The organism is Actinoplanes sp. CA-142083 (genome assembly GCF_050942195.1).
Classification (GTDB): Bacteria; Actinomycetota; Actinomycetes; order Mycobacteriales; family Micromonosporaceae; genus Actinoplanes.
In genome coordinates this window covers 8,779,529-8,804,673 of record NZ_CP192076.1, presented here as the reverse complement: position 1 = coordinate 8,804,673, position 25,145 = coordinate 8,779,529, and the positions used below count along the sequence as shown (strand labels likewise).

22 protein-coding genes are annotated in these 25,145 nt (G+C 70.4%); 11 read left to right on the top strand and 11 right to left on the bottom strand.

Translation table 11 applies throughout. From position 1 onward, the window contains the following. The first annotated feature begins 16 nt into the window (after positions 1-16). The 6 genes from ACQPZX_RS40285 (at position 17) to ACQPZX_RS40260 (ending at position 5,304) form a co-directional block, all read left to right on the top strand. The gene (locus ACQPZX_RS40285; protein ID WP_433367782.1) at positions 17-529 is read left to right on the top strand and encodes a SigE family RNA polymerase sigma factor; all 513 of its coding nucleotides are present in this window, start codon (positions 17-19) and stop codon (positions 527-529) included. A gap of 11 nt (positions 530-540) precedes the next feature. Then, positions 541-1,791 (top strand): hypothetical protein, encoded by a 1,251-nt coding sequence (locus ACQPZX_RS40280; protein WP_433367779.1) that lies wholly within the window; start codon positions 541-543, stop codon positions 1,789-1,791. Positions 1,792-1,870: 79 nt separating this feature from the next. Next, entirely contained in the window at positions 1,871-2,140 is a 270-nt protein-coding gene (locus tag ACQPZX_RS40275; RefSeq protein WP_433367777.1) for a YggT family protein, read from the top strand. A 93-nt stretch (positions 2,141-2,233) separates the two neighbouring features. Then, positions 2,234-3,349 carry a M24 family metallopeptidase gene (locus ACQPZX_RS40270; protein ID WP_433367774.1) on the top strand — a complete coding sequence of 372 codons (1,116 nt, stop codon included), beginning with the start codon at positions 2,234-2,236 and terminating at the stop codon, positions 3,347-3,349. Positions 3,350-3,440: 91 nt separating this feature from the next. Then, on the top strand, positions 3,441-4,085 hold the full coding sequence (locus tag ACQPZX_RS40265) for a GNAT family N-acetyltransferase (RefSeq protein ID WP_433367771.1): 645 nt from the start codon (positions 3,441-3,443) through the stop codon (positions 4,083-4,085). Positions 4,086-4,140: 55 nt separating this feature from the next. After that, positions 4,141-5,304, top strand: coding sequence for a TetR/AcrR family transcriptional regulator (locus tag ACQPZX_RS40260; protein WP_433367768.1), 1,164 nt, complete (start codon positions 4,141-4,143; stop codon positions 5,302-5,304). Here the strand turns inward: ACQPZX_RS40260 and ACQPZX_RS40255 are convergent. The 4 genes from ACQPZX_RS40255 to ACQPZX_RS40240 all read right to left on the bottom strand — a co-directional run bounded on the left by ACQPZX_RS40255 (position 5,301) and on the right by ACQPZX_RS40240 (position 10,756). Beyond that, positions 5,301-6,509: an oxygenase MpaB family protein gene (locus tag ACQPZX_RS40255; RefSeq protein ID WP_433367766.1), complete on the bottom strand. Its 1,209-nt coding sequence runs from the start codon at positions 6,507-6,509 to the stop codon at positions 5,301-5,303. The two genes, ACQPZX_RS40260 and ACQPZX_RS40255, sit on opposite strands and share 4 nt — an antisense overlap. Before the next feature lie 203 nt (positions 6,510-6,712). Continuing rightward, entirely contained in the window at positions 6,713-8,785 is a 2,073-nt protein-coding gene (locus ACQPZX_RS40250; protein WP_433367763.1) for a glycosyltransferase family 39 protein, read from the bottom strand. Positions 8,786-8,859: 74 nt separating this feature from the next. Further along, positions 8,860-9,708, bottom strand: a complete 849-nt coding sequence (locus ACQPZX_RS40245; protein WP_433367761.1) for a class II fructose-bisphosphate aldolase — start codon at positions 9,706-9,708, stop codon at positions 8,860-8,862. After that, complete coding sequence (locus ACQPZX_RS40240) at positions 9,689-10,756, bottom strand: 1-phosphofructokinase family hexose kinase (protein ID WP_433367759.1); 1,068 nt, start codon at positions 10,754-10,756, stop codon at positions 9,689-9,691. The genes ACQPZX_RS40245 and ACQPZX_RS40240 overlap by 20 nt, the downstream gene beginning before the upstream one ends. 93 nt (positions 10,757-10,849) lie before the next feature. Between ACQPZX_RS40240 and ACQPZX_RS40235 the strand changes: the two genes are divergently transcribed. Continuing rightward, a complete protein-coding gene (locus tag ACQPZX_RS40235; RefSeq protein WP_433367756.1) occupies positions 10,850-11,755 on the top strand; it encodes a carbohydrate kinase family protein in 906 nt (301 codons plus the stop codon). A 46-nt stretch (positions 11,756-11,801) separates the two neighbouring features. Here the strand turns inward: ACQPZX_RS40235 and ACQPZX_RS40230 are convergent, their stop codons facing one another. The 5 genes from ACQPZX_RS40230 to ACQPZX_RS40210 all read right to left on the bottom strand — a co-directional run bounded on the left by ACQPZX_RS40230 (position 11,802) and on the right by ACQPZX_RS40210 (position 17,140). Further along, positions 11,802-12,623 (bottom strand): carbohydrate ABC transporter permease, encoded by an 822-nt coding sequence (locus ACQPZX_RS40230; protein WP_433367754.1) that lies wholly within the window; start codon positions 12,621-12,623, stop codon positions 11,802-11,804. Between the two features lie 2 nt (positions 12,624-12,625). Beyond that, complete coding sequence (locus ACQPZX_RS40225) at positions 12,626-13,570, bottom strand: carbohydrate ABC transporter permease (RefSeq protein ID WP_433367751.1); 945 nt, start codon at positions 13,568-13,570, stop codon at positions 12,626-12,628. Further along, positions 13,570-14,868, bottom strand: coding sequence for an ABC transporter substrate-binding protein (locus ACQPZX_RS40220; protein ID WP_433367748.1), 1,299 nt, complete (start codon positions 14,866-14,868; stop codon positions 13,570-13,572). Before ACQPZX_RS40220 ends, ACQPZX_RS40225 begins: the two co-directional genes overlap by 1 nt. 24 nt (positions 14,869-14,892) lie before the next feature. After that, complete coding sequence (locus ACQPZX_RS40215) at positions 14,893-15,774, bottom strand: SIS domain-containing protein (RefSeq protein ID WP_433367745.1); 882 nt, start codon at positions 15,772-15,774, stop codon at positions 14,893-14,895. Positions 15,775-15,847: 73 nt separating this feature from the next. Continuing rightward, a complete protein-coding gene (locus ACQPZX_RS40210; RefSeq protein ID WP_433367742.1) occupies positions 15,848-17,140 on the bottom strand; it encodes an alpha-glucosidase/alpha-galactosidase in 1,293 nt (430 codons plus the stop codon). Positions 17,141-17,253: 113 nt separating this feature from the next. Here ACQPZX_RS40210 and ACQPZX_RS40205 point away from each other — a divergent pair, with 113 nt between their 5' ends. After that, positions 17,254-18,030 (top strand): DeoR/GlpR family DNA-binding transcription regulator, encoded by a 777-nt coding sequence (locus ACQPZX_RS40205; protein ID WP_433367739.1) that lies wholly within the window; start codon positions 17,254-17,256, stop codon positions 18,028-18,030. An 11-nt stretch (positions 18,031-18,041) separates the two neighbouring features. Here ACQPZX_RS40205 and ACQPZX_RS40200 read toward each other — a convergent pair whose 3' ends face one another. Continuing rightward, on the bottom strand, positions 18,042-19,286 hold the full coding sequence (locus ACQPZX_RS40200) for an IS110 family transposase (protein ID WP_433359721.1): 1,245 nt from the start codon (positions 19,284-19,286) through the stop codon (positions 18,042-18,044). Positions 19,287-19,525: 239 nt separating this feature from the next. Between ACQPZX_RS40200 and ACQPZX_RS40195 the strand changes: the two genes are divergently transcribed. Genes ACQPZX_RS40195 through ACQPZX_RS40185 form a run of 3 tightly spaced genes read left to right on the top strand, consistent with a single transcriptional unit; the run spans position 19,526 to position 22,473 of the window. After that, positions 19,526-20,725 (top strand): Gfo/Idh/MocA family protein, encoded by a 1,200-nt coding sequence (locus tag ACQPZX_RS40195; protein WP_433367737.1) that lies wholly within the window; start codon positions 19,526-19,528, stop codon positions 20,723-20,725. A gap of 9 nt (positions 20,726-20,734) precedes the next feature. Next, positions 20,735-21,811, top strand: a complete 1,077-nt coding sequence (locus tag ACQPZX_RS40190; RefSeq protein ID WP_433367734.1) for a sensor histidine kinase — start codon at positions 20,735-20,737, stop codon at positions 21,809-21,811. Further along, positions 21,808-22,473 (top strand): response regulator, encoded by a 666-nt coding sequence (locus ACQPZX_RS40185; RefSeq protein ID WP_433367731.1) that lies wholly within the window; start codon positions 21,808-21,810, stop codon positions 22,471-22,473. The genes ACQPZX_RS40190 and ACQPZX_RS40185 overlap by 4 nt, the downstream gene beginning before the upstream one ends. 1,310 nt (positions 22,474-23,783) lie before the next feature. Here the strand turns inward: ACQPZX_RS40185 and ACQPZX_RS40180 are convergent. Beyond that, positions 23,784-25,124 (bottom strand): acyltransferase family protein, encoded by a 1,341-nt coding sequence (locus tag ACQPZX_RS40180; protein ID WP_433367729.1) that lies wholly within the window; start codon positions 25,122-25,124, stop codon positions 23,784-23,786. Positions 25,125-25,145 lie beyond the last annotated feature (21 nt).

The window sequence follows — 25,145 nt, the reverse complement described above, 5'->3', positions numbered from 1 at the left end:
ACGGAGGGGACGGGCGATGGGGGACGGTTCGGAAGAGGACTACGTCGATTACGTCGCCGCGCGGATACCCGCGCTGCGGCGGCTCGCGTACCTCCTCACCAGCGATTCACATCGCGCCGACGATCTGGTGCAGCAGACCATCACGACGCTGTACGTGAAGTGGCGGCGGGCGCAGGCCGCCGACAACATCGACGCGTACGTGCGCACGATGCTGGTCCGGACGTTCCTGGACGAGAAGCGGCTGGCCTGGGCCCGGGTCCGCCTGTTCCGGGAGCTGCCCGAGCCGCCGCCGTTCGAGGACGGCGGCCGCGAGGACCGTCAGGTGGTGCACGCGGCCCTGCGGCGCGTGCCCCGCCGGCAACAGGCGGTGCTGGTGCTGCGGTTCTTCTACGACCTGCCGGTCGACGAGGTGGCCGCGGTGCTCGGCTGCTCGGCAGGCACGGTCAAGAGCCAGACCTCCCGAGGGCTCGCCACCTTGCGACGCCTGCTCGGCGAGCGGGACTTCGCAGGCTTTTCCGCAGTGCGATGAAGGAGCCGATAATGCCATCCGAGACCGATCTGCTGCGGTCCCTCGATCCCGAGCCGCCGCAGCCCTCGACCGTCGACATCGCCCGGGCCGTGACCGACGGGCGGCGGCGCAAGACGCGCCGCGGGGTCGGATACGCCGGGGTCGCCGCCGTGACCGCGATAGCCATCGTGGGGGTCGCCGTCGCCGTCGGCGCCAACCGCGACAACACGGGCGTCAAAACCCCCGTCGCCGCACCGAAGACGTCCGCGCCGGCCAAGCCTGCTTACACGATCCCGGGCACGACCGGGTGGGCCGCTCCGGCCGCGACCGCCCCCACCAGCTGCACGATCGAGAAGCTGCCCGTGCCGGACGGCGTCAAGATGGCGCTGGTCTCCGGCGCCGACCCGACCGGCGCCTACCAGGTCGGCCGTTCCTACCCGAAGGGCGGCTACCAGGCCGTCATCTGGCACAACGGCCAGGCCACCAAGGTCGACCTGCCCGGCGACCTCGAGGAGTCGCTGCGCGACGTCAACTCGTCCGGCACCGCGGTCGGCTGGAGCTACCAGGGCAAGACCGACGCGGACACCGGGCCGGTGCCCTACGCGTACGTGAACGGCAAGGTCGTGAAACTCCCCGGGGTGAGCCGCGGTGAGGCGACCGCGATCAACGAGGCCGGAGCGATCACCGGCCAGGCGGCCGACCGCGCGGTGGTCTGGCCGGCCGCGACCGGCGCGCCGATCTTCCTTCCCGTGCCGAAGGGCACGAAGGAGTCCACCGCCGGCGACATCGACGAGGACGGAACCGTCGTCGGCAACCTCGACCTCAAGGTCCCGTTCGTCTGGTTCGCCGACGGCACCTCCCGCGCGCTGACGCTGCCCACGGTCGAGGGGAAGAAGGCGGTCAGCGCCCGGGTCTTCTCGATCCGCAACGGCTGGGCGATCGGCGTGGCCGACCAGACCGACGACGCCGGGAAGGGCCGGGCGACCGGCAAGATGTGGGCGGTCCGGTGGAACGTGCGCACCGGCGAGGCGAAGATCTCCACCGACTGGGACATGCGGGCGGAGGAGCTCAACGCCCAGGGCTGGGAGATCGGCATCACCAAGCAGGGGCGGGCGGCTCTGCTCGCCGGCGGCAAGCAGATTGCGCTGCCGGAGCTCGCGCCGCACGACCCCGGCGCGCTCACGAACATCCCCAATGCGATCAGCGACGACGGAAAGGTCATCTCCGGGCAGTCCGACGACGCTTCCGACACGATCCGGGCGGTCGTCTGGCGGTGCGTGTAGGGCACAGGGACTCCTCAGCAGCCTCACAGAAATCCGACGCACAGTAGTAGCAGCTACTCCGTCGGTAACTGGAGGAAAGATGCTCGCCCTAGTCAGCCTGGTACTGCTGCTGCTGCAACTGATGCTGGTCGCTCGCGCGGTGCTCGACTGGTCCGTCGCGCTCGCCGGCCCGTCCACGGCCGGCTCGATCCGGTACCGATTGACCCGCGGCGTCACCGCGGTCACCGAGCCCATCCTCGCGCCGGTCCGGCGGGTCATCCCGCCGGTGCGGGTCGGGGGCCTCTCGATCGACCTGGCCTTCATCATCGTGTTCTTCGCGATCGTGCTCATCCGTTCGCTGATCGGCTGACCGGCTGATCTGCTGACCAATTGCCACGACGCTGCGCCTCATCGCCCTCGGGGGATGAGGCGCAGCGCTCTCTCCGGCCCCGATACTGGGCGAATGACCGTACAGTTCACCGCCGACGACTATGCGGCCCGGATGCGCCGCGCCGTCGAGGCCGCCACGGCCGCCGGCCTGTCCGGGGTCCTCGTCGGGATCGGGCCCGACCTCACCTGGCTCACCGCGTACAAGCCGACCGCGGTCACCGAGCGGCTCACCCTGCTGGTGCTCACCGCCGACCAGCCGCCGACCCTGGTGGTGCCCGCCCTCGAGCGCCCCGACGCGGCCGCCGCCGTGGGCGCTCCCGCGCTGACCCTGGTCGACTGGGCCGACGGCAGCGACCCGTACCAGTCGGTCGCGCCACTGCTGCGCCCCGACGGCCGTTACGGCATCTCCGACGCCACCTGGTCGATGCACCTGCTCGGCCTGCAGAAGGCGCTGCCGGGTACGTCGTACGAGGCGCTCTCGGTCTGCCAGCCGATGCTCCGCGCGGTCAAGGACGAGCACGAGCTGGCCCGGCTGGCTGCCGCCGGCGCGGCCGCCGACGCCGCCTACGGCGAGATCCTGGGCGTACGCTTCGCCGGCCGCCGCGAGACGGAGGTGGCCGCCGACCTGGCCGGGTTGCTGCGCAAGTTCGGCCACGAGCAGGTCGACTTCACCGTCGTCGGCTCCGGCCCCAACGGCGCGAACCCGCACCACGAGGCCGGCAGCCGGGTCATCCAGACCGGCGACGCGGTGGTCCTCGACTTCGGCGGCCTCCTGGAGGGCTACGGCTCCGACACCACCCGCACGGTCACCGTCGGCCCGCCGTCCGACGAGATCCGCGAGGTCCACGCGATCGTCCGCCAGGCCCAGCAGGCCGCCTTCGAGGCGGTACGCCCCGGCGTGGCCTGCGAGGAGATCGACTGGGTGGCGCGCCAGGTGATCCGCGACGCCGGCTACGGCGAGTACTTCATCCACCGCACCGGCCACGGCATCGGCGTGACCACCCACGAGCCGCCGTACATGGTCGCGGGGGAGAAGCAGCCGCTCGTGCCCGGCATGTGCTTCTCGATCGAGCCCGGCATCTACCTCCCCGGCAAGTTCGGCGTACGAATCGAGGACATCGTCACGGTGACGGAAGACGGCGGCCGCCGCTTCAACAACACCGACCACGGCCTCGGCCAGGTCGCCTGACGCCCCGGCCCGGCCGCGTACGGCCTCGAGGAGGTCGCCGGGCGAGATATTTCGGGCGCGGCCGGCCGGTGCCCGGCGGTACGGTGCGCCCGTGCCGTCCACGTATCCGCCGCTGAATCTGGCCGTTCGCACCCCACGGCTCACTCTGGCCGCCGCCACCGACGAGATGCTCGAACGGCTCGTGCCGGTGGTGCGGGCCGGGATCCTCGTCGACGGCGAGCCCCTGCCGTTCGACGATCCGATGTCGCTCTACGAGGACAGCCCCACCCGCGAATGGCGCTGGATGCGCTCGATCTGGCGTGGCCGTTCCCGGGCCGACGCCGACTTCTGGCGGCTCTACTTCGTGGTCTGCGACGACGGCGAGCCGGTCGGCATGCAGGATCTGATCGCCACCGACTTCGCGAGATTCGGCACCGTGCACTCGTTCTCGTGGCTCGCGCCGTCGGTTCGCGGTCGCGGGCTGGGCAAGGAGTCGCGGGCGGCGATCCTCCATCTCGCCTTCGAGGGGTTCGGCGCCCGCGAGGCGTCCAGCGACGCCTTCACCGACAACCACGCCTCCAACCGGGTTTCCGAGGCCCTCGGCTACACGCGCAACGGCACGAGCTGGGACACCCGGCGCGGCGATCCGGTCGAGGTGCTGCGCTGGCGGCTGACCCGCGACGCGTGGGCGGCGCGGCGCCGCGGCGACATCGAGCTGTCCGGCGTCGAGGAGTGCAAGCCGGTGCTCGGAGTGTGACGCCCGCGCCCACGCTGAACCAGCCACGACCGCGCTCTGTGATTGACTAGCACGCATGACCTCCGCCGGGCCGGCCGCCGCTACCCGCCCGCACAACCGCAAGCAGCTCATCGTCGAAGCGGCCGGTCAGGTCTTCAGCGAGCGCGGCTATCACGCGGCTTCCATGGAGGAGATCGCCGCCGGAGTGGGCATCAGCGCGGCGGCGCTCTACCGGCATTTCCCGAACAAGTACGCGTTGTTCGCCGAGGCGGCCAACGTCATGGTGGACCGGCTGGTCGCGGCGCTCGACGACGCGCCACCCGACGCGGCCCTGCGCGACGTGCTCGCGGCGATCATCCGGGTCACCGTCTCCCACCGCGCGTCCGGCGGCCTCTACCGGTGGGAGGCCCGCTACCTCGAGCGCGAGGATCGGCGGCGGCTGCGCACCAAGTTCGGGCAGCTCGTGGACCGGGTGACCGAAATGGTGGGCCGCGAGTTCCCGCTGCCCGAGCAGGGCCTGCGGGCGGCGGCGGCGCTCGGCGCGATCGGGTCGGTCACGATGCACCACACCTCGATCGCCCAGCGCCGGATAGAGGACTTGCTGCTGGAATCCGCCCTGCGCGTGGCCGCGACCGATCCGGGGTCGGCCGCCGGCAGCGCCAGCCTGGTCGAGCTGCCCGCCCAGCCGGTGCCCCGCACCCGCCGCGCCGAGATCCTGGCGGCGGCGATCCCGTTGTTCGCGCGGGACGGCTTCGCCAACGTGACGAACGCGCAGATCGCCGAGGCGGTGGGCCTCGCGCCGTCGGCCATCTACCGGCACTACCCCGGCAAGGTCGACATCCTGGTGGCCGCGTGCCTGCAAGCGGCGGGGCTGCTGGCCCAGGCCGTGGACCGCAGCCTGCAGCGGGCGGCCGGTCCCCGCGAGGCCGTGGTCGCGCTGGCGGCGGCGTACGTGGCCTACAGCTTCGAGCACAACGCGCTGACCAGCGTGGCCGAGGCCGAGGTCGCCGGGCTGCCGCCCGACCTGCAGCGGCCGGTGATCCTGGCCCAGCGCGAGCACATCGCGGTGTGGGAGCAGCAGCTGCGGCTGGCTCGCCCGGAGCTCGACCCGCGGCAGGCCCGGCTGCTGGTGCACGCCGGTTTCGGCGTGGTGGTCGAGGCCGGGCGCGCCCTGCGCTGGCAGGACGCCCCCGGCCATCGGGACGCGGTGACCGCGCTGGTGATCGGCGCCCTCGGCTAAGGCCGGTTGCCGGTCGGAATGGTGATCGGGGTGTAGGTCGCCGAGGTGCCGTGGTTGAGGAACAACATCGCCAGCGCTCGCACGAACTGGTCGAACATCGAGAACCCGTTCGGCATGATCGGCGACAGCCCCTCGCGGAAAGCCACGTACGCCGGCCAGCCGACCTCGATCAGGCCCCGGGCGATGTAGTCGCGGGGCAGCCCCAGCCAGTCACCGATCTTGTCGCTGAGCACGTAGCGCACGAACTCGTTGAGGAATCCGCGGGTGACCCCCAGGTCGATCTGCGCGGTCAGCCCGAGCAGGACCCCGGACAGGTTCTTGCCCTCGGGTGTCGGCCCGAGCAGCGGGGTCAGCGCGTACGCCGACTGCTGTTTCGCCGCCGCCCAGCTCGCCGGGATGAAGTCGTCCCGCACGCCGAGCAGATGCAGCGCGACCTGCCACTGGTGCAGGTAGGCGTCCTGTTCGGCGGCCGACATCCGGATGCCCCACTGGCTCAGCTTGCCGAACACGTACGTGCCGAGGCTGTGGAACGTGATCAGGATGTCGCCGTTGCTGATCGGGATGAAGTCCTGGTCGTCGGTGACCGCCCGCCACGACGGCGACTGCGGCAGCAGATGCCGCACCGCGGCGTGGGTCAGGCGGGTCTTGTTGGACGTGACCACGAAATGGCCGGTGGGCTGGAAGGCGTCCGCCGCGCTCAGGTCGTAGCCGTAGGTGAAGGTCTTCGCCGCGCGCGACTGCATGTCGGCGCCACCCGCCGACCAGTAGACGTTGCGGGCCTCCCGCGGGATCACGGTGCTCATGATCCCGCTGCCCAGGCCGTAGAGCAGGAACAGGTACATGCTCATGCGCTTGTTGAACTGGGCGGCGCGCGCCAGCTTGGTCTGGTCGGCCCACGACGGCAGGACGTTGACCTGGTTGAGATAGGTGACGAGATTGGCGGGCAGCCCGGCGGGCAGCGCGTCGCCGTTGTCGACCCACGCGTCGAAGGCGGTGTTGACGGCGGGGATCTGCCCGTTCTCCAGGAGCGAGGCGACGAGCGGGTCGGTCGCGTCGTCCCAGACGCCCCACGGATCGGTGACGGTGTCGGTCGCGGCGATCGAGTTGGCGGATGACCACGCCCATGCCTGGCCAGGGGCCGCCACACCCGCGACACCCAGCGCCGCACCGAGCGTCAGGACGCGCCTTCTGTTGAGATTTTGCATTCGCTTACCTCCTCCTGGAGCTGCCAGAAGTCACTGACACGAGCGTGTTGCAAAGTTCTCTGCTATGTGATTTTCCATTAACATAGCGGCCGCGCAGGTCATCGGCAAGGGTGGATGTCCGGGCGCGAGAAAGAAGCCCGCCGTGACTTTCGGTCACGGCGGGCTGTTGGTTGCGGTCGATGCTTTTCCCGTACGGCGGGGAGCTAGCTCGCCGTCTTGGGCTGGGTCAGGTCGTAGACGGTGCTGCCGCCCACCGTGGTCGAGCTGAAGTTCTGCTCCACCCACGAGCCGATCGACGAGTCACCGCCCCGGCCGCCGCCCATGCCGCCCCCGCCGATGTAGTAGCGGATCTCGCCGGCCTTCACGTAGGCCTGGAACTCCGCGAGCGTCGGCGACGGGTCGCTGCCGGTGAAGCCGCCGATCGCCATGACCGCCCGGCCGCTCGACAGCTGAAGCGGCGCCGCCTGCATCGAGCCGTTCGTGGCCGCCGCCCAGCGGGTGTTCGTGGCCTTGAGCAGCGCCGTCAGCTCGGAGTTGGCCGCCTGCCCACCGCCGAAGCTCCCGCCGCCCGTGCCGGGGAAACCGCCGCCGCTCTGGCCCGCGCCGCCGTTCTGGGTGGCGCCGCCGTTCTGAGTGGCGCCGCCCGGGAAGCCGTTCTGGTTGCTGCCGCCCGTGGAGTCGCCGCCGGGGAAGCTCGGCAGGTTGCCGCCGGGGAAGCCGCCCCGGTTGTCGCCGCCCGGGAAGCCTCCCCGGCCGCCGAAGCCGCCGCGGCCGCCGAAGCCGCCTCCGGTCGAGACGCCGGCCGGGCCGGACGTGGGCGTCGATCCGGTGTGTGCGGTGCCGGCCGTCCCGACACCCCAGGCCGCCGTCGCCGCCCCGCCGGCCACCACCGCCAGCGTCGCCACCGCGATCACTCCGGCCCGCCGCAGCACCGACCCCGGCACCAGCAGCGCCGCCGCCGCGACCAGCCCCGCGAACAGCACGAACCACCGCAGCGCCGGCGCCCACGACACCCGGCCGAGCAGCTCGAAGTCCCACACCACCGTGACCGCGACCATTGCCGCCAGCCCCACCCGGGCGAAGATGCTCTCCCGCCATCCCCACAGCGCCCGCGCCCCGATCGCCACCAGCGCCGCGATCCCGGGCGCCAGCGCGATCGCGTAGTACGGGTGCGCGATCCCGCTCATGTAGCTGAAGGTCAGCGCGGTGACCAGCGTCCACCCACCCCAGAGAATGGCCGCGGCCCGCGTGCGGTCGGTGCGCGGCGCTCTCGCCGTACCGATCAAAAGCGCGACAAGCGCGACCAAAGCACCCGGAAGAAGCCACGAGATCTCCAGGCCGAACGCGTCACCGAACATGCGTGTGATCCCTGCCGACCCACCGAACATGCCGCCCCCGCCACCGGGACCGCCGCCGTTGCCGCCGGGATTGCCGTCGCCGCCGAAGATCCGGCCGAGCCCGTTGTAGCCGATCGCCAACTCCCACAGCGTGTTGTTCGTCGAGCCGGCGATGTACGGCCGCGACGACGCCGGCCACAGCGACACCAGCAGCACGAACCACCCGCCGGACGCGACCAGCGCCGCGCCCGCGATCAGCAGGTCACGCACCCGCCGCCCGAGGCCGATCGGCGCCGCGACCAGGTAGACCAGCGCGAACCCGGGCAGCACCAGGAACGCCTGCATCATCTTGGTGAGGAAGCCGAAGCCCAGCAGCACACCGGTGAGCGCGAGCCACTTCCACGAGCCCTTCTCCACCGCTCGCACGGTGGTGTAGGCGGCCGCGGTCAGCAGCAGCACCAGCAGCGCGTCCGGGTTGTCGAAGCGGAACATCAGCACGGCGACCGGCGTGAGCGCCAGCGCCGCGCCGGCCAGCAGCCCGGCCACCGGGCCGGACCAGCGGCGCACCGCCGCGGACAGCAGCGCGACGCTGCCAACGCCCATCAGCGCCTGGGGCACGAGCAGCGCCCAGCTGTTCACCCCGAAGATCCGCATCGACAGGCCCATCACCCACATCGCCGCGGGCGGCTTGTCGACCGTGATGGCGTTGCCGGCGTCGAGCGACGCGAACAGCCACGCCTTCCACGACTGCGAGCCGGCCTGGGCGGAGGCGGCGTAGAACTCGTTCGCCCAGCCGGAAGCCGACAGGTCCCAGAGGTAGAGGACGGCAGTGGCGGCGAGCAGTGCCCACAGCGCGGGCCGGCTCCAGGCCGATGCCCGTCGCGTCGGCGGAGAACTGGCATTCTCGAGTGCCGGGGCAGGGTCGAGCGTCAACGTCATGCGGCAACTCTCGCCGCGGGTGCTACGCGGACCTTAGGCACAGGCTGTGAGCGAGCTGTAGATCTTTCCTGAGATTACGCGGGGATTACACCCGATTTGAGTACGCGTAAAGCGGCCTCGACGGTCGACGCCATCGCGGTGCGTGCCGACGCCAGATAGCGCCGCGGATCGACCAGATCGGGCTGGTCGCCGAGCGCCGAACGGACCGTCCCGGTGAAGGCGGTGTTCAGCGCCGTGCCAATATTGATCTTTGCCATCCCGCCCCGGACCGCCTCGCTCAGCTCCTCGTCGGGCACGCCGGAGGAGCCGTGCAGCACCAGCGGCACCGGCACCGCGGCGGCGAGCCGGGCGATCAGATCGTGGTCGAGCTTCGCGCTGCGGGTGATCATCGCGTGCGACGAGCCGACCGCGACCGCCAGCGCGTCGACCCCGGTCGCGGCGACGTATTCGCGGGCCTCGTCCGGGTCGGTGCGTGCCCCCTTGGCGTGCGCGCCGCCCTTGCCGCCGATCTCGCCGAGCTCGCTCTCCACCCAGAGCCCGGCGGCCCGGCATCGGGCGACGACGGCCGCCGTGGCGGCCACATTTTCCGCGTACGGCAGGCGGGACGCGTCGTACATGACCGAGCCGAACCCGTTCGACGCCGCCTGCGCGAGCAACTCATCCGACTCGACATGGTCGAGATGCAGCGCGACCGGCACGTCCGCGGCGTCGGCGATGCTGCGCGCGGCCGCCGCGATCGGCGCGAGCCGCCCGTGGTGGAAGCGCACCGCGTTCTCGCTGACCTGCAGGATCACCGGCAGCCCGGCGGCCTCGGCCCCGGCCACGATGGCCTCGGCGTGCTCGATCGTGATGACGTTGAACGCGCCGACCGCCCCCCGCTCGTTCCGGGCGGCGGCGACCAGTTCACCGGTGGGTGCGAGCACGGTTTCCTCCAAGGGGTGTGGCGGCGGCTTGCGGGGCGGCGGGTGACGCCGCGGGCTGCGGGTCGGCGGGTGACGCGCCGGCTTGCTGGCCAGCGGGTGACGCGGCGGCTTGTGGGGTGGCGGGTGACGCCGCGGCGGGCGTCGCGGTGGCGCGTGTCCGCTGGTAGACGCCGGGGTCGAAGGCGCCGGCGACCGGCGCGGCGACGGCCGCCGCGGAGAGGGCGACGGCGTCGGGGAGGAGTGCCGGCCAGGGGGTGTGGTCGCGCAGGCCGCGGGCGAGGGCGGCGACGCAGGCATCGCCGGCGCCGGTGGGGTTTCCCTCGACGGGTGCGGGTGGCGCGCATTCCCATACCTCGTCGGGCGTGACCGCGAAGAGTCCCGCCGCGCCGCGCGACACGACGACCGGCCCGGCGGCAAGGGAGCGCACCGCTTCGGCGAGCCCGCGCGGCCCGGGCCGGCGACCATTCTCAGCTCGGAGGACGTCAGTCAGCTCGTCCACATTGGGCTTGGCCATGGACGGGCCGGCGCGCAAGCCGGCCAGCAGCGCCGGGCCGCTGGTGTCGAGCACGGTGCGGACGCCGACTTCGGACGCGAGGGCGATCAATTGGGCGTACGCGTCGATGGGGACGCCGGGCGGAAGTGAACCGCTCAGCGCGACCACCGTCGCCGGTCCCAGCAGCTCGCGGAACTCGGTCACGAACAGCGACCACTCGCCGGCGCTGACGGCCGGGCCGGGCTCCCAGAAGCCGGTGGCGTCGGTGCCGTCGACGACCGCGACCGTGCGGCGGGTCTCGCCGGCGATGCGCACGAAGCTCGACGGCACGCCCTCGCCGGTGAGCAGATCGGCGACCCGGCTGCCGGTCGCGCCGCCCAGCAGGCCGGTCGCGAGGACCGGCTCGCCGAGGGTGTGCAGGACGCGGGCGACGTTGAGGCCCTTGCCGCCGGGGCGCTCGGCGACCGTGCCGACCCGGTGGGTGCCGTGCGGTACCAGGGCGTCGACCGAGTAGGTGAGATCGAGGGCCGGGTTCAGCGTGACGGTGACAATCATGCGGATGCTCCTCTGAGCGAACGCGCAGATGTCACGGGGCGATCATGCGCGTATGGTGCTCTCGGATTGCTCATATGGACAATGGAGGCGGTCGTGGCCGAGTTCGACGTTCTCGTGGTCGGGGACGCCAACCCCGACCTGCTGCTGCGCGGCGATGTGCGGCCGCGCTTCGGGCAGGCCGAGCAGCTGCTGACGGCCGCCGATCTGGTGCTGGGCGGCTCGGCGGCGATCACGGCGGCCGGCTGCGCGCGGCTCGGGTTGCGGACGGCCCTGCTCGCGGCGGTGGGTGACGACGTGTTCGGCGACCTCACCCGCAAGGAGCTCGAGAAGCGCGCCGTGACGCTGCTGGCCGCCGACGGCCGTGGGGCGCCGACCGGGATCACGGTCGTTTTGTCCGAAAAGGACGACCGGGGGATGTTGACGTTGCCGGGGACGATTCCCGCTTTGCGGCCCGCGGACATAACGCCGGAGCTGGTCGCGCGGACGAGGCACGTGCACGTCGCTTCGCTGTATTTGCAGCCTGCGCTGGCGGCCGGCTTAGCGGGAGTTTTCGGAAATATCCGGAAAGGTGGGCGGACCACCTCGCTCGACACCAACTGGGACCCGGCCGAGAAATGGGAGTCGATCGCGGAGATTCTGCGGTTCACCGACGTCTTCCTCCCTAATGCGAATGAGCTCAAGGCGATCACTGGTCTGGACAGAACGGACGAGGCGGCGGCGAGCCTGGTGGCCGGCGGCACCACCGTGGTGATGAAGGACGGCGCGCGCGGCGCCCGGGCGTGGTGGCCGGGCGGCACCTGCGCCGCCCCCGGCCGGCCGGTCGACGTGGTGGACACGACCGGCGCCGGCGACAGCTTCAACGCCGGCTTCCTGGCGGCCCGCCTCAGCGGGAAGTCCATCGAGGAGGCCATCGGCTGGGCCGCCGTCGCGGGTTCGCTGAGCACCCGGGCCGCCGGCGGAACGGCGGCCCAGGCGCGACCGGAGGACTTGGCCGTTTGAACGCGGGTGCGGCCTGGTGCACTTGACCAGCGGCGTGATGGTCACATCACCCTTTGATGCCGGTGAAGGTCATGGTGGCGATGAACTTCTTCTGCGCGACCAGGAACGCGATGATCAGCGGCATGGTGGCCAGCACGTTGCCGGCCATCAGCTGCGACCACTCGGTGCGCCGCATGCCCTGGAAGTTGGCGAGCCCGATCTGCAGCGTGAAGCGGCTGTCGTCGGAGATCGCCACCAGCGGCCAGAGCAGGTCGTTCCAGCTCCACAGCAGCGTGATGATGGCGAGCGTGGTCAGCGCCGGCTTGGCCAGCGGCAGCACGATGCTGCGGAACGTGCGCCACCGGCCGCAGCCGTCGATCAGCGCCGCCTCCTCCAGCTCGACCGGCAGGCCGAGGAAGAACTGCCGCATCAGGAAGATGCCGAACGCCGAGGCCAGCCAGGGCACGTAGGCCGCGGCGAGGGTGTCGACGATGCCGATCCGGGCGAACATCAGGTACGTCGGGATCATCAGCAGCTGGATCGGGATCATGACGGTGGCCAGGATCAGCACGAACGCGAGTCCCCGCCCGGCGAACTTGAGGCGGGCGAAGCCGTACCCGGCCATCGAGCAGAGCGCCAGGTGGGACACGACCGCGATACCCGAGACGATCACCGAGTTGAGCAGCCAGCGCAGCGCCTTGGTCTCGGAGAACAGGTGCCGATAGCCCTCGAGGTGCAGGCTCGTCGGGATCAGCTTGGGCGGGAACTGGTTGATCTCGGCGCTGCTCATGAACGAGGTGAGCACCATCTGCACGAGCGGCAGCACGAAGATCAATGCCAGCGGCATCAGCAGCAGATGCCAGGGGCTGAACGGAAGCTTCCAGCGCATGCTCAGAACACCTCCGACCCACGTCGCCGGCTGTACAGGATCACGATCAGGCTCAGCACCAGAGTCACGATGAACAACAGGTACGCCGCGGCCGCGCCGTACCCGAGCCTCTGGGTTTGAAATGCCAGCTCGTAGATGTAGTAGACGATCGTCTGGGTGCTGTTGAGCGGCCCGCCCTTGGTGGTGGTGTAGATCAGGTCGAACAACTGCATCGCGGTGATGGTCTGCCAGACCGCCGCGAAGACCGTGACCGGCCGCAGCTCCGGCAGCGTGACGTGCCGGAACACCCGCCATTTGCCGGCGCCGTCCATGGTGGCGGCCTCGACGAGGTCGCGCGGGATGTCCTGCAGTGCAGCCAGGTAGATCACCGTGGTGAAGCCGACCTCGCCCCAGAGCGCGATCACGCAGATCACGTAGATCGCCGAGTGCTGGCTCTCCAGGAACTGGCCCTGCGGCAGGCCGAGGTGGCGCAGGATGTCGTTGGCCACGCCGAACTGCGGGTTGAAGACGAAGCCGGCCAGGATGCCGGTGGCCGCGGCCGACGCCACGTAGGGCACGAAGATGCAGGTGCGGTAGAAGCCGATCAGCCGGATCTTCTGGTTGAGCGCGACCGCGATGAGGATGCCCAGGACGATCGAGCCGGGCACGAAGATCGCGGTGAGGATCAGCGTGTGCCGGGTCGCCGCGATCATGTCGGGGTCCTGGACCAGCTTCTGGTAGTTGCCCCAGCCGACCATCGTCGCCGGCGCGATGCCGTTCCACTTGGCCCGGGAGATGAAGAACGCCCAGACCGCCGGGAAGATCGAGAGCCCGACGACGATCGCGGTGGCCGGGCCGGCGAAGGCCCAGCCGGTGAGGTGCCGCCGCAGAGCGCGGCCACGAGGGCCGCGCTTCGCGGGGACCGGTGCGGATTGGGAACGCGGGGTGACCGCGAACGTGACAGCCATCAGCCGACCGCGTCCGCCGACTTCTTGGCCGCCTCGTCCAGCGCCTCCTTGGGCTGGGCCTGACCCTGCAGCACCTTGGCGATCGCGTCGCCGACGTTGCGCGACAGCACCTCGTATCCGGGCAATGTGGGCCGGGCCTGCTTGGCGTTGGCCAGGTTGGCGAAGAACTTCTCCCCGCCCGGGTACTCCTTGACGTAGTTCGCGTACTCGGGGGTGTCCTTCTCACTGCTGCGCAGCGGCAGGTTGCCGACCGCGAGGTTCCACTTCGGGTCGATCTCCTTGCTGGTCAGCCACTTCACGAAGTCGCGGGAGGCGCCGGCCCGGTTCACGTCCTGGTGGTCGAACAGCACCCACAGGTCGGGGCCGGAGACGGTCTGGTGGTCGCCGTTGTAGCCGGGCAGGTTGACCACGCCGTAGTCGAGCTTGGCCTCCTTGATCTCCAGCAGCGACCACGGGCCGGACAGCATCATCGCGACGTGCCCGCTGTTGAACAGCGGCGCGTACTTCTCGTCGGTCTGGTCCAGGTACATCGACTTGTCGTCGACGGCCATCACCCGCAGCGTCTCGAGCGCGGCCACCCCGGCGTCGGAGTTGAAGGCCGGCTTGGTGCCGTCGAGGATCTTGCCGCCGTGCTGCCAGAGCATCGGCCACAGGTGCCAGGTGGTGTCCTCGCTGCCGGAGACCGAGTACGCCGTGCCGTACGTCTTGGTGGCGTTGTTGGTCAGCTTCTTGGCCGCCGCCCGGAAGTCGTCCCACGACCAGTCGTCGGTCGGGTAGGACACGCCCGCCTGGTCGAAGAGCTTCTTGTTGTAGATCAGCGCCAGGTTGTCGACCAGGGCCGGGATGCCGATGACCTTGCCGTTGGCGGTCGCCACCTCGCGGGCCGCGGCCGGGATCTCGTCCCATTTGAAGGCAGGGTCGTTCACGTACGAGGTGAGGTCCTGCGTCTTGCCGCTGGCGCCCAGATCACCGGCCCAGTTGCCGTAGGCGTACGAGATGTCGGGGTAGCTTCCGCCGGTGAATCCCGCGGAAAGCTTGGTGAGCAGGTCGTCGGTGGTCGGCGCCCCGGACGACACCTTGATCGTCACGTTCGGGTGCGCGGTGTGGTACTCGGCCGCCAGCTGTTCGGCGACCTTCTCCTGCTCGTCCGGCTGGCCGGTCCACCAGGTGATTTCGACGTTCGCCTTCGGGTCGTAGCCCGCGGCGGCGTCCTTGCCGTCATCGGTCGTGCCGCCCATGCAGGCGGAGAGCAACAGAGCGGCCGTCGCGCCGCTCGCCAGCAACCTGAAAGTTCTCATCAATGCACCTCGATGTTCGCCGGATTAGGGGGTGAGGACGACGGATCGGGTGAGCAGTCGTGGTTTGTCGGGGTCGAGGCCGCGGTGCGCGGCCAAAGCCAGCGCGAAGCGCTGCGCCAGCACGAGCTGGGCGAGGGGATCCATGTCATTCCGGTACGCCGTGGCGCCGGCTTGTTTCGCTACGTCGTCGAGCTCGGGATCGGTGTCGCCGAAGGACCAGACGAGCGAGCGTGGTCCGCAGACCGCGACCGGGCCGTGCCGGAAGTCCTTGGCGGGGTAGGACTCGGAATACGCCTGGGCCGCCTCGCGCACTTTGAGCGCCGCTTCGTTGGCCAGGCCGTAGGTCCAGCCGGTGCCGAGGAAGACCAGGTGATCGACCTCGTCGGCCTTTTTTGGAAGATCGGCGTTTAGTGCCCGGCGCCCATCTTGGACAATTCGGTCGATATCTTCGCCGTACGCGTGACGCGCGAGCGCCAGCACGGTGGTGGGGAACCTGGTCTGCACCACGCTGCGCTCGTCGGCGAAGTCGAGCACGAGCTGCGCGTGGGTCAGGTCGTCGACCGGCTCGCCGCGGACCGCGGTGATCGCGACCGTGCGGGTCGACGCCGGGATCATCCGCAGCGCCTCGAGCACCTCGGTCGAGGTGCCCGAGCGCGTGACCGCGACGATCCGGTCGTAGTGGCGGCGGGGCCGGAACTCCGACGCGCAGACCGCGTCGGTCTCCCCGAATCCGGCGCCCTCCCGGAGCTCGGCCAGGGCCTGCGCGACGAACCAGGAGGTGCCGCAGCCGAGCACGAGCATGCGCTCGCCGGGGGCGATGAGCTCCTGCTGAGCCTGGTCGCTGAGGGCCAGGCTCCGCAGCCACACCTCCGGCTGACTAGTGATCTCGGCCTCAGTGTCATTCATGTTCGAGGATTATGCTCGTTTGTGATCGCTCCACAAGATGTGAGCATCAAACGAACAATCCAGAGTGCGCGTCTTACCTGAGTTGTTCGGGAATCAGGTCGCCGTGCGCGGCCGTGAGCTCGTCGCACAGGTCCCAGATCTGGTCGACGGTGAGCGTGGCCGCCGTGTTCGGGTCGACCATCGCGGCCTGGCGGACCATCCGCTTGTCGCCGGTGATCGCGGCCTGCACGGTGAGCTGGCCGACGCTCGCGAAGCTGCGGTTGAGCGCGGCGCACTGGGTGGGCAGGGCGCCGACCCGCTCCGGGCGCACGCCGAGCCGGTCGACCACGGCCGGCACCTCGACGGCGTAGTCCTCGGGGAGGTTGCTGATCAGGCCGTGGTTGGCGACGTTCACGTGGATGCGGCGCAGGGTGCCGGTGACCATGCTGTGGATGACCTGCGGGGCGTACTCGGTGGCCTCGCGGGTGAGGTCGAGTTTTTCGCCCTTCTGCAGTGACGCGCGCGTTTTTTCGTATTCCGCGACGTTGTCGGCGCTGATCTGGAGGTAGTCGCCGACGGGGATGCGCAGGCGGGCGATCTCCTCGTCGTGGTGCAGGTACCAGGGGACGTACTCGGAGGAGTGCTCGCTGGTCTCGGTGGGGAAGTAGCCGAGCCGCTTGTACATGTCCATCCGGACCCGCCTGCGCAGCTCCGGGTCCTTTTCGAGCAGGGCGTCGAGCTTGGGGTAGAGCGACTCGCCGCGGTGCTCGAACTTCAGCAGCCAGGCCTGGTGGTTGAGGCCGGCGCCGAGGTAGTCGATCTCGTCGAGCGGGATGTTGAGCAGCTCGGCCAGGTCGTGGACGGTCCAGAAGACCGAGTGGCAGAGCCCAACTTTGTTGACCTTGGGTGCGACGGCCTCGAGATACGCGATGTTCATGGCCATCGGGTTGGTGTAGTTCAAGAGCCAGGCGTCCGGGCAGACCTCTTGGATATCTTGCGCTATCCCGCTTAATACCGGAAATGTCCGGAGCGCTCGGAAGATGCCGCCGACGCCGAGGGTGTCGGCGATCGTCTGGCGCAGTCCGTACTTGGCCGGGATCTCGAAGTCCTTGACAGTCGCCGGGTACATGCCGACCTGGATCGAGTTGATCACGAAGTCGGCCTTCTCCAGGGCCTTTCGGCGGTCGAGGCTCGTCGTGATGGCCGGCCGGCAGCCGAGCTGGTCGGCGGTCTGCCGGGCGATCGCCTCGGCCGTCTCGAGGCGCTCGGGGTTGATGTCGTGCAAGGACAGGGTGACGTCGCGGAGCTCGTCGAACGAGAGGATGTCGGCCAGCAGCTCGCGGGTGAAGACCACGCTGCCGGCGCCGAGGAAGGCGATCACTGTCATGGCCGGATTCTTGGCGTGTTCGCCAAGAACGCGCAATAGCAACTGGTGTATCGCTTGAAAACGAACTACATTGACTGCTCGTTTGATCAATGAGGGTCGTTGGAAGAGGATCCATGAGTTCGCTGCGCCGGGCCGACCGGGTGTCGGCCATCCTCGAGCGCGTCGCCAGCCACGGTTCGGTCGACGCCGGGCACCTCGCCGACGAGTTCGCGGTCTCGCCCGCCACCATCCGCCGTGACCTGCAGGTGCTAGAGGACCAGCGGTTGCTCTCCCGCACGCACGGCGGCGCGGTCGCCGTCGACGTCGCCTACGAGCTTCCGGTCCGCTACCGGGTCGGCCAGCACCGCGAGGAGAAGGCGCTGGTCGCCAAGACCGTCGCCGAGTTGCTGCCGCGGGGGCCGCTCACGCTCGGGCTGACCGGCGGCACCACCACGCACCTGCTGGCCCGGCTGCTCGCCGAGCGGGTCGACCTGACCGTAGTGACCAACGCGCTCAACATCGCGGCCGAGCTCGCCCTGCGCCCCCGACTGAAACTGATCATGACGGGCGGCGTCTCCCGCACCCAGTCGTACGAGCTGGTCGGCCCGATCGCCGACCAGGCCCTCAAGGGGCTGAACATGGCGGTCGCGGTCGTCGGGGTCGACGGGATCAGCGCGCGGGGCGGCCTCACCACCCACGACGAGATCGAGGCGAACACCAACGCCACGATGATCCGCCGCGCCGACCGCGTGATCGTGGTGGCGGACGGCTCCAAGGTCGGCAAGGTCTGCCTGGCCGGCATCTGCGCGGTGACGGATGTGTCCACTCTGGTCACCGACTCCAGTGCCGATCCCGCCGGCGTCGAGGCGATCCGCCGCCAGGGCACCGAAGTGATCGTGGCCGGCGCATGAGTAGCCCTGTGTCAACCCGTCGCGGTTTGGTCTTGGTTGAGGAGGCGTTGGAGGGCTCGGTGCTGGTCGGGGTCGTAGGTGGTGTTGGTGGTCCAGCATTTCCAGATGATGTCGAGCCAGGCTTTGGCCAGGATGCGGACGGCGTGGGGATGGTCGTGGCCGCGGTTGCGGGCGCGGTTGTAGAGGTCGGCGGCCCAGGGGTTGGCGCGGCGGCTGTCGCCGGCGAAGTCGCAGACGGCGTCGCGCAGTTGTTTGTCGACAGCCCAGCGGAACGCGACGACGCGGGCTTTGCCGGATTGCCGGGTGGAGGGTGCGACTCCGGCGAGGCAGGCCAGCGAGGCCGCGGTGGGGAATCTGCCGCGGGCGTCACCGATCTCGGCGAGCAGCCGGGCGGCGCGGACCGTGCCCGAACGGGGCAGGCTGGTGAAGATTCGCCGGTCGGGGTGCAGGGCGAGGGCTTCGCTGATCTGCTGCGCCAGGGCCTCGATCTGAGTAGTGATCGTGTGCAGCGTGCTGAGGTAGGCGTGGGTGATGCCGGCCAGGGCGCGGCCGTGCTCACCGGCGACGCCGGCCGGCGCGGCGGTGATGCGCTGGTGCAGCACGGCGGGATCGACGCGTCCGCAGTAGCCGACGCTGCTCAGCCAGGCGGTCAGGCGTTTCGGCGAGAGCCAGTCGAGGGCGTCCTGGGTGTCGAAGCGGGTCACGAACTGCAGGCTGATCGCGGAGTCGAGGTCGCGGAACAGGTCGATGACCGCGGGCAGCGCGGTCTGCAGATGAGCGCGCAGCTGGTTGGTGACGGCGACGCGGTGGGCGACGAGATCTTTGCGTGTCCGGACCAGTTTGCGCAGCGTGGTCGTGGCCGGGCTGTCGAGCAGCAGTGGTGTCAACCGGCGCTGGTCGGTGCGCACGGTGTCGGCCAGGACGTAGGCGTCGAACCGGTCGTCCTTGTTACCGGCCGAGCCGTAACGCTGCCGCAAGGCCTTGACCTGCGACGGCGGGACCACGAAGACGGTGCGGCCGGCAGCGAGCAACGCGTCGACCACGGGTCCGTCACCGCGTTCGATACCGATCGCGTCCACACCATGGCGGTCCAGGACCGCGTTGAGCCGGGCCAGGCCGGCCTTGCTGTGAGCCACGGTGAATCGTTCGATCGGCTCGCCGTCACTGTCGATGATGCAGACGGCGTGGTTGTCCTTCGCCCAGTCGATACCGGCCGTGACCGCTCGCCTCACGCCGGGGGTGTCCTGCACACTCATTGTTGCCTCTCCGCTGCGCTACCAGTGGGGAAGCACCTGGCGGTTCCGGGACACCGCAGCCGGTTGCTCATTGAGCGGCGTTCGCAGACGCATAGCCCTGTGGCCGATCGGGGTGTCCCGGGCCGTCGGGCCTCGCAGAACTCATGCTGGACCTCGAAGGTCGAGCGAGCAGGGCGATGGCCCGAGGGTCACCGGTGCACTCGAACCAACATCAGCTCGAGTGGAACAAGGGTGCACCAATGAGCACGTCGCTGGTTCTGGTCGGCGCCGGGCAGCGCGGGGTCGGGTACGCACGTCGCGCCGTGACCACCGGATCGGGCCGGATCGTGGCCGTGGCCGAGCCTTCCGCCGATCGTCGCTCTCGTGCCGCCGCCGAGTTCGGGGCCGCTGCGTTCGCCGACTGGCGCGAGATCGACCGCAAGCTTGCCGACGCGGCGATCGTCGCCACCCAGGACCGCGATCACGAGGAGCCGGCCGTTCATCTGGCCGGGCTCGGCTACCACCTGCTGCTCGAGAAGCCGATGGCGCCCGAGGAGGAATCGGCGGCCCGGATCGCGTCGGCCGTCGATGACGCGGGGGTCATGCTGGCCGTGTGCCATGTGCTTCGCTACACGCCGTACACGAAAGTCCTGAAGTCTTTGATCGATGACGGTCGCATCGGTGACGTCGTCAGCATTCAGCACCTCGAACCGGTCGGCTGGTGGCACCAGGCGCATTCCTTCGTGCGTGGGGCCTGGCGGGACACCGCGAGCTCGTCGCCGATGCTGCTCGCCAAGTCGTGCCACGACATCGATTGGTTGCTCTACGTGGCCGGATCGCCGGCACGCAGGGTGAGCTCGTTCGGCGGCCTCGCGCACTTCAAGCCCTCGTCGAAGCCGGCGGGCGCCGCCGACCGCTGCCTCGATTGCGCGGTCGAGGCCGACTGCCCCTACTCGGCGCCGCGGATCTATCGCAACGCCGGGCCGGGCTGGCCGCTCTCCGTCGTCACGTCGTCTTTTGCGGACCTTGACGAGGCCTTGCGAAACGGGCCCTACGGTGAATGCGTCTACAACGGGCAGAACGACGTCGTCGATCACCAGGTCGTGACCATGGAGTTGGAAAGCGGCGTGACGGTCGCTTTCACGATGACGGCGTTCACGCCGTTCGAGCAGCGCAAGACCCGGATCTTCGGCACGCACGGATATCTCGACGGGGACGGCGTCGCGATCCGGCTGGTCGACTTCCGCACCGGCTCCGACACCACTCTTACCGTTTCTGATCAGCTCTCGGCCGGTCACGCGGACGGGGACGAAGCGCTGGTGGACGCGTTCCTGGCCGCCGTCGCCTCCGGTGACGCCGCGCTGATCCGCTCGGACGCCGCCGCCTCGCTGGCCGGGCACCGGGTGGTCTGGGCGGCCGAAAAAGCGCGACACACGGGAACGGTCGTCACTCTCTCCTAGGATCGACCCGTGGGGGACGGCTACGCGGCGAGACTGCCGCGGCGATGGCGCACGGTCTTCACCGTGGCGTCCGTCGCCGTCTCGCTGCCCGTTCTGTCCTTCGAGCCGCGCGGCCTGACGTGGGTTCTGCTCATCTTGCTGATCGCGGTGCAAACGGCGGGCATCTGGTGGCTCGACGAGCGGCCGCGGCTCGGCACGGCCGTCGTCCTCGTGGTGAGCGCGGCCTTGCAGATCCTGGTTCCGGATTTCGGGCCGGGGATCGCGTTCGTGGCGCTGTGCACGTACGCGTGGCTGCGGCCGGCCGCCGAGACGCTGTGGATTCTCGGGCTCGCCGTGCTCGCGGTGTGCGGTCCCGCGCTGGCGCACCAGCGGTGGGTGGCGGCGGCGCTGTGGCTGGGCGCGGTGCTGCTGGCCTGGAGCTGGGGCGCGCTGGCCCGGGCGCGGGGGGCACGGCTGGTGGCCGAGCGGCGGCAGGCGGTGCTCGAGGAGCGGGCGCGGATCGCGCGCGACCTGCACGACATCCTTGCGCACACCGTTTCGGTGATGGTGGTGCAGGCGGCCGCGGCCGACGACGTCTTCGAATCGAATCCCGCGCGAGCGCGGGAGGCCTTGCGTCGCACCGAGGAAGCGGGCCGGCAAGCGCTTGCGGAGTTGCGCGGTTTCTTGCGTACGGTGCGGGCCGACGACTCCCCGGGCGAGGGGCCGCAGCCGACGCTGGAGGATGTGGAGCGGCTCGCCGCGACGATGGGCGAATCGGGGCTGCGGGTTTCCATCCGGTCCGAGGGCGGAGGTGACGTGCCGCTCGGCGTGCAGGTCAGCGCGTACCGGATCGTGCAGGAGGCACTGACGAACACGCTGCGGCACGCGCGGGCCACGTCAGCCGAGGTGACGGTGCGGGTCGACGAGGCGGAGGTGCTGGTGCGCGTACGGGACGACGGTTCCGCCCCGGTGGCGAAACCGGGCGGGCACGGGCTGATCGGCATGCGGGAACGGGCCGAGATCCTCGGCGGCTCGTTCGCGGCCGGTCCCGCGGAGGGCGGCGGATTCGAGGTCGAGGCGCACCTGCCACTGAGGGAGAAGTCGTGACCGTCAAAGTGCTGATCGCCGACGACCAGGCGCTGGTCCGGTCGGGTTTCCGGATGATCCTGGAGTCGCGCGACGACCTCGAGGTGGTCGGCGAGGCGGGCGACGGCGAGCAGGCGATCCGGCTGGCCGCGCAGACCCGCCCCGACGTGGTGCTCATGGACGTGCGGATGCCCGGGCTCGACGGGGTCGCCGCCACGGCCCGGCTCACCGCCGCCGACAACCCGCCCAAGGTGATCATCCTGACCACGTACGACCTGGAGGAGCCGCTCTACGCGGCGTTGCGGGCCGGGGCGAGCGGCTTCCTGCTCAAGGACGTGCGGCCGGCCGACCTCGTCGACGCGATCCGGGTGGTGGCCGGCGGGGACGCGCTGCTCGCGCCGACCGCGACCCGCAAGCTGCTCGACCGGTTCCTGGTCACCGACGTGACGCCGGCCGCGCCGTCCGGTTCGCTGGACCGGCTCACCGAGCGGGAGCGGGAAGTGCTGATGCTGCTGGCCCGGGGCGCGTCGAACGCCGAGATCGCGTCGCGCCTCGTCGTCACCGAGGCGACGGTCAAGACGCACGTGTCGGCGATTCTGCGCAAGCTCGAGGTGCGTGATCGGGTGCAGGCGGTGGTGCTCGCGTACGATCTCGGCCTGGTGCGGCCCCGGCCCTCCCCTTGAGGTCCTCATCCTCTGGTATGAGACCCAAGACCAGACCCTGGTCTGACGTAACGATCTTCGCGGATCCCTAACTTCGGTGCATGACCAGTTCCCCGCAGCAGAGGGCGATCCGCCTCGTGGTGGTTCTGCTCGTCGCGAGCATCGGCGCCAGCGTCCTGTTCGCCTCTCTCGCCCTGGCCACCCACGCCGTCGCGCTGGGCCCCAACCAGGTCTTGGTCTTCCTGATCGCCATCCTGTACTTCTGGGTGATCCGTCGCTTGAGAGCCGGCTCACGGGGCGCCTACCGTCGTGTCCGCTTCGTCTCGGCGGCCGGTTTCGTAGCGGTCGCGTGGCAGCTGGCCGCAGGCTCGTACCCGTTGTGGCTACGCCCCTTCGAGGTCGCCCAACTCGCCGTGCTCGCCGCTTTGATCGCCGCGGTCAACCGCCCGATCATGCGCGCCGCGTTCCCCGCCGTCCCCGACCTGCGCCCGCGCAATCGCCGCGCCGCGTTGCTTCTCGTCCTGCTGGCCCCACTCTGCGCCGAAGTGACTCTGGGAACCGTGCCGCTCCGCATGGCGTGGGCCTGGCTGGTCTTCGCCCCCATCTACTCCGGCGGCGCCCTGTTCCTGCGCGAAATCCTCCGCCGAACCGGCGGCGGCTACGCCAACCTCTTGCTGCTCGGCGTCGCGTACGGCCTGGTAGAGGAGGGCCTGGCTCTCCAGAGCTTGACCAGCCCGCACCTGTACGGCGCGGCCGCGTGGGCGCCCCGGTTCTTCGGCGTGAACACGGCCTACACCGAGCTGAACCTCGTCTACCACGCCCTCTTCAGCATCACGATCCCGGTGATCCTGATCGAGTTCCTCTTCGCCTCCCACGGCAGGCAGCCCTACCTACGCCGCGGCGGCGTAATCACAAGCGGCATCATCGCGCTGCTGGGCGCCGGCCTGGTGCGGGTGGCCGTGCCGCCCTCCGAGGACCCGGGTTACACCATGCCACTGCTGGCAATCGCCATCGTCGCGCTGCTGGCAGCCGCCCTGATCGTGCTGGCCCTGCGGTTGCGTTTCCGCCCTTCCCGCCGTTTGGCACCGCCCGCGCTGCTTCCCATCGCCGTGGTCGCGGCCGTCGCCACCTTCGGCTTCCTCGCCCTGATCTGGCCGTTCGGCGGCGCCCGGCAGCCGTCGTTCACCCACGGCGACTGGTCACTGCTGCCGATGGCCGCTGGCGCGCTGCTCGTCGCCGCTGCCATCCATGCGGCGTGGGCCTACGCGTGGACGCCGCGCCACCTGGTCGCGGCGTCCTTCGGAGCGCTCGTCGGCCACACCGTCTTCGGCCTAGTCGGCAACGCGGACAGCCTGATCGACCGGCTCTACCTCGTGGCCGTCGCCGTAGGCATGGCGCTCGCCGGCGTCGCCCTGCTCCGCCGCCGCGCCTCGCGGCCGGGGCAAATGGACGCCGTTGCGCACGGGGCTGGCGATGTCGGCCCGCGCGGTGCCGGCCCGCAGGGTGTCGGCCTGCTCAGTGTGGCCGGCGGCGGTCAGGCGGCGGCCGAGGCGCTGGCCGGGGAGCTCGATGTATCGGTGGGCCAGCCACGACAGGCCGAAGAGCAGCGCGAGGAAGCCGGCGACCGCGACGAGCTCGATCGGCCAGCGGAGGCGCTCGCCGAGGACGGTCAGGGGCACGGCGAGCAGCCCGATCAGCGGCACGTGGATGAGGTAGGTCGAATAGCTCACCCGGCCTAGCCAGGCGAGGAAGCGTGGCGTCCGACGCCAGGCCATGCCGATCGCGAAGGAGCCGCCGATGACCAGCAGCGTGATGACCGAGCGGGCCATGTACTTCGGGGTTAGCGCGTCCAGCGAGACCAGCTCGGCGAACCAGTTGGTCAGCAGAGCGCCGGCGACCACGGTGATCGTCGCGGCGGCGTGCCGGCGGGGGATCTGGCCGTGCTCGGCCCGGTAGATCGTGGTTCCGGTGAACATCACGGCCGGGATGAGCAGCCCGTCCCAGACGTGGGACACGTCCTGGTCGGCGAAGAGCAGCGTCACGGCGACGGCGAGCATCAGCAACGCGCCCGCGATCACCACCCGGCGATGGCGAATACGGCCGGTCAGTGCGACCAAGCCGAGCGCGAGCAGCCCGGCCACCAGGATCGGCAGCATCGGCGTGGCGAGCCGGGCCGGGGTCAGAGGTGCGGTGGCGACCGCGGCGATGGCGAGGGCGACGGCCACCGCGGCGCTGGCTCGGTGCAAGCCGAGGGCGAAGAGGGCGGCGACGAGCAGGTAGAACGCCATCTCGAAGCTCAGCGTCCAGACCACCGGCGTGAGCAGGGGCGTGCCCAGCAGCTGCGGCAGCATCGTCAGGTGGGCGACCGCGCCGCTCAGGGTGAGCGGCACGGTCAGCGCGACGAGGCCGCAGACCACCAGGTACAGCGGGTAGAGCCGGGCGGCCCGGCCGATCCAGAAGCGGCGCTGGTCGCCGTGGCGTTCCAGCGACGCCGGGATGATGTAGCCGCTCACCAGGAAGAACAACATCACCCCGGCGGGGCCGGCGTGCAGCCACTCGGCGGAGAAGTCACGGGCGCCGCGAAGAAGATAGTGGCTCAGATGCGCGTACACGACGAGTAGTGCCGCGATCGCGCGCAGCGCATCGAGCCACGCCATTCTTCGCTGCGGCATCCGCGAAGGGTACTCGCGATA

What these genes read in the sequence shown, in the direction of transcription:
- ACQPZX_RS40285 (WP_433367782.1), top strand. Translation starts at nt 17, where the DNA reads ATGGGGGACGGTTCGGAAGAGGACTACGTCGATTACGTCGCCGCGCGG.
- ACQPZX_RS40280 (WP_433367779.1), top strand. Translation starts at nt 541, where the DNA reads ATGCCATCCGAGACCGATCTGCTGCGGTCCCTCGATCCCGAGCCGCCG.
- ACQPZX_RS40275 (WP_433367777.1), top strand. Translation starts at nt 1,871, where the DNA reads ATGCTCGCCCTAGTCAGCCTGGTACTGCTGCTGCTGCAACTGATGCTG.
- ACQPZX_RS40270 (WP_433367774.1), top strand. Translation starts at nt 2,234, where the DNA reads ATGACCGTACAGTTCACCGCCGACGACTATGCGGCCCGGATGCGCCGC.
- ACQPZX_RS40260 (WP_433367768.1), top strand. Translation starts at nt 4,141, where the DNA reads ATGACCTCCGCCGGGCCGGCCGCCGCTACCCGCCCGCACAACCGCAAG.
- ACQPZX_RS40255 (WP_433367766.1), bottom strand. Translation starts at nt 6,509, where the DNA reads ATGCAAAATCTCAACAGAAGGCGCGTCCTGACGCTCGGTGCGGCGCTG.
- ACQPZX_RS40250 (WP_433367763.1), bottom strand. Translation starts at nt 8,785, where the DNA reads ATGACGTTGACGCTCGACCCTGCCCCGGCACTCGAGAATGCCAGTTCT.
- ACQPZX_RS40240 (WP_433367759.1), bottom strand. Translation starts at nt 10,756, where the DNA reads ATGATTGTCACCGTCACGCTGAACCCGGCCCTCGATCTCACCTACTCG.
- ACQPZX_RS40230 (WP_433367754.1), bottom strand. Translation starts at nt 12,623, where the DNA reads ATGCGCTGGAAGCTTCCGTTCAGCCCCTGGCATCTGCTGCTGATGCCG.
- ACQPZX_RS40225 (WP_433367751.1), bottom strand. Translation starts at nt 13,570, where the DNA reads ATGGCTGTCACGTTCGCGGTCACCCCGCGTTCCCAATCCGCACCGGTC.
- ACQPZX_RS40220 (WP_433367748.1), bottom strand. Translation starts at nt 14,868, where the DNA reads ATGAGAACTTTCAGGTTGCTGGCGAGCGGCGCGACGGCCGCTCTGTTG.
- ACQPZX_RS40215 (WP_433367745.1), bottom strand. Translation starts at nt 15,774, where the DNA reads ATGAATGACACTGAGGCCGAGATCACTAGTCAGCCGGAGGTGTGGCTG.
- ACQPZX_RS40210 (WP_433367742.1), bottom strand. Translation starts at nt 17,140, where the DNA reads ATGACAGTGATCGCCTTCCTCGGCGCCGGCAGCGTGGTCTTCACCCGC.
- ACQPZX_RS40205 (WP_433367739.1), top strand. Translation starts at nt 17,254, where the DNA reads ATGAGTTCGCTGCGCCGGGCCGACCGGGTGTCGGCCATCCTCGAGCGC.
- ACQPZX_RS40200 (WP_433359721.1), bottom strand. Translation starts at nt 19,286, where the DNA reads ATGAGTGTGCAGGACACCCCCGGCGTGAGGCGAGCGGTCACGGCCGGT.
- ACQPZX_RS40195 (WP_433367737.1), top strand. Translation starts at nt 19,526, where the DNA reads ATGAGCACGTCGCTGGTTCTGGTCGGCGCCGGGCAGCGCGGGGTCGGG.
- ACQPZX_RS40180 (WP_433367729.1), bottom strand. Translation starts at nt 25,124, where the DNA reads ATGCCGCAGCGAAGAATGGCGTGGCTCGATGCGCTGCGCGCGATCGCG.